Source organism: Sandarakinorhabdus sp., assembly GCF_040398645.1.
In the GTDB taxonomy this organism is placed as follows: Bacteria; Pseudomonadota; Alphaproteobacteria; order Sphingomonadales; family Sphingomonadaceae; genus Sandarakinorhabdus.
In genome coordinates this window covers 4,967-8,009 of record NZ_JBBATR010000069.1, presented here as the reverse complement: position 1 = coordinate 8,009, position 3,043 = coordinate 4,967, and the positions used below count along the sequence as shown (strand labels likewise).

Below are 3,043 nucleotides of genomic sequence, written 5' to 3'. Positions count from 1 at the left end.
ACGTCTGCGGATTGCGATCATAGAGCGGGAACCATGTTGATTGCACCTGCACCATCAAGCGGTGGCCGGCGGGGATGACATGATTGACCCCCGGCAGCAGGAAGCGATATTTTTCCGCTTTGCCGGGCGTCAGCGCGCCAGGCGTGTCAAAGCCCTTCACATAACGGCCGCGGAAAATCTCCATGCCGATGCCCAGTTGCAGCCCGGCCAGGTCTGGCTTGACGCTGTTTTCTTCGGGAAACACATCGATCAGCTTGACCACCCAATCGCTGTCGGTGCCGCTGGTGCTGGCAAACAAATTGGCTTCGGGCTGGCCGTGGATTTGCAGCGGCGCCTTCAGCGGCGCGGACATGTAGGTGACGACATCGGGGCGGGCGCTGGCATGGCGCTGATCACTGACCAGCCACGAACCCCACATGCCGCGATCGGCCAGATCGACCGGCACCGGCACAAACGGCACCGGATGCGCGGGATCGGACACATAATCATCATGCGCTGCCTTGGCCGCGGGCGCGGTCAGCGACAGGCCGAAACGGTCATCCAGATAGAGGTTTACCGCATCGCCGGCCGGAAAGCGGTCGTGGCGCTGCCAAGCATCGGCGCCGACGGCATAGGTGAACACCGGCGGCGTATCATGCGCCGGCGCGCCGGTTTTGAGATGGCTGTCCAGAAACGGCTTCATCACGCTGGTGCGAAACTGCAGGCCGGTATCGCCAACGAATTTCAGCACGCCCAGCCCGGAGCCATCATAGTTCACGCCCGAATGCCGCCACGGCCCGATCACCAATGACAGCATCTTGTTGCCCACATCCTTGGGCTCCAGCGCGCGATAAACGGCGGGCGCGCCATAACTGTCTTCCTGGTCCCATTGCCCGACCACCAGCATGGTGGGCACCGTCAGCGGCCGGTTGCCGAGCAGGCGGTCGAGCGCCTGGCCCTGCCACCAGCTGTCATAGGCCGGGTGTTCCATCAGCTTTTTCACCGAAGGCAGCCCGTCAAAGCCATAACGGGCGGCAAAGCCAGCCGCCGATCCCGCGCTCAGAAACTCGGCATAATAATCGCGTCGGCCCATGGCGACAGCGGTATCGGCCGATTTCGATCCGGTCTGCTTGACGAAATAATCCAGAAAGCCCTGGCGGAACGCCCCGTTGTGAAACCAGTCGTCACCCATCCAGCCATCGACCATCGGCGACATCGGCACGGCGGCCTTCAGCGCCGGATGCGGATCGATCAGCGCCATGAGGGCGGTAAAGCCGGGATAGGACGAGCCGGTGATCGCCACCCGCCCGTTGCTTTCGGGCACATTCTTCACCAGCCAGTCGATCGTGTCATAGGCATCGGTGCTGTGGTCGGTCGCAGTCGCATTCAATGGCCCGCGCAAGGGCCGGGTCATCACATAATCGCCTTCGGATTTGTGGATGCCGCGCACGTCCTGATACACCCGGATATAGCGATCCAGCACCAGTTCGCGATCGGCGACCGGCAGGATTTCGGTGATCTGCAAGCTGACAGTGCGGGCGGTGGCACGCGCGGCGCTGTAGGGCGTGCGGGTGAGCAGCATCGGCCCGGCGCTGGTGCCCTTGCGCATCACCACCACCGTGAACAATTTCACGCCGTCGCGCATCGGGATCATCACTTCGCGCCGGATATAATCGGCGGCCGGCGTGACGGCATCATATTTGCCGGCGATATCGGGCTGCATCGTCGGGGTTTGGGCGAAGGCCGTGGCTGCCAACAGCACGGCCACAGCCGCAATCGCGTGTTTGATCAATGATGCCCCCTTTTGACGCGTCCCGTTCCAGTCATGGCCCGGCCAGCCCGCCGCTGCAAGCTGGTTGGCGGCAGCGCCCGAAGCGCGTATCGCAATCTGGCCACTACAGCGAACGGAGCCACAATGCGCCCGCCCAGCACCATGATTGTCATATCCGCCGTTGCTGCCGCGTGCGCGCTTGCCGCGCCCGCCAACGCCGCCGAAAAACTGGCGCAGCCGCCGCCCGCCGTGGTCCGCAAATTGCTCGATTGCCGCAGCCTGACCGACACGGCGCAGCGGCTGGCCTGCCTGGACACCGGCGTAGCGGCGCTGGCCGAAGCCGTTGAAAAGCGCGATGTGCTGGTGGCCGACCGCGAGCAAGTCAAAGCAGCGCGGCGCGGCCTGTTCGGCATTGCCCTGCCCAGCTTCAAATTGTTCGGCGATGGCAAAGCCGACGGCGAAGACACCGACGATCAAGGCGCGCTCAAGCAGATCGAAGCCAAGCTGACCTCGGCCCGCGCCGGCGCTGGGGGCAATTGGCGGCTGGTGCTCGATGATGGCAGCATTTGGGTGCAAACCGATGGCGGCACCCTCGCACGCGATCCGCGCCCCGGCATGCCAATCCGCATTCGCCGCGCCGCCGTTGGATCCTATCTGGCCAATATCGACGGCCAGATCGCGGTGCGCGTGCGCAGGATCAACGAATAGGCGCCAGTGAAATAATGCCTCCGCCCCGGATCACGTCCGGGGTGACGTGGGCATGGGTGACCCCTGCGCCCGATTGTTGGTTCGGCGCGCTATTGCGGAGATTTGGGCCGAGCCAAAATGAAAGTGGTGCAGGGCTCGGCCCGGCCCGCCGGAGGCATTTTTGTTCTACTTGTTGCGGAACCACCCCGTAATCGCATAGCGCCCGACCGGCGCGAATTGCGGCACCTGGCTGACGTGGTGGCGCATTGGCACCAGAAACAGGTTCAGGCTGTTGAAGCGCGGCATGAAGCCGGCGGTGATGTTGCCGGCGCTGTCCATGAAATTGAGATAGCCGCCCCAATCCGGCCGCCAATCCTTGGCCATGTTGAGCACATAGGCGAGCCGGCGGCCTTCGCTTTCCACAAGATCGTCGTGATCGGTCAGGAAATGCCCGGCGGCATAGAGCGTGGCCTGCGCATCGGCCCCGATGATGTCGGCATGGCCGGACACGTCGCGCGCGAAGTCCAGCGCCGGCGCAGCGTTCACCTCATCGAGCAGATGATAGAGCGGGTGGCCGGGGTGCCATTGCTCGCGGCTGGCTTCGGC

At 64.1% G+C, this 3,043-nt stretch carries 3 protein-coding genes; 1 reads left to right on the top strand and 2 read right to left on the bottom strand.

The window, feature by feature from the left end:
• The coding region (locus tag ABWP50_RS12040; protein WP_353218231.1) for a CocE/NonD family hydrolase at window positions 1-1,771 on the bottom strand (1,771 nt) is incomplete at its 3' end.
• A gap of 123 nt (window positions 1,772-1,894) precedes the next feature.
• Here ABWP50_RS12040 and ABWP50_RS12035 point away from each other — a divergent pair.
• Window positions 1,895-2,458: a hypothetical protein gene (locus tag ABWP50_RS12035; RefSeq protein ID WP_353218230.1), complete on the top strand. Its 564-nt coding sequence runs from the start codon at window positions 1,895-1,897 to the stop codon at window positions 2,456-2,458.
• A 165-nt stretch (window positions 2,459-2,623) separates the two neighbouring features.
• Here ABWP50_RS12035 and ABWP50_RS12030 read toward each other — a convergent pair.
• Window positions 2,624-3,043: 2OG-Fe(II) oxygenase (locus ABWP50_RS12030; protein WP_353218229.1), on the bottom strand; the 420-nt coding region annotated here is incomplete at its 5' end.

What these genes read in the sequence shown, in the direction of transcription:
- ABWP50_RS12035 (WP_353218230.1), top strand. Translation starts at nt 1,895, where the DNA reads ATGCGCCCGCCCAGCACCATGATTGTCATATCCGCCGTTGCTGCCGCG.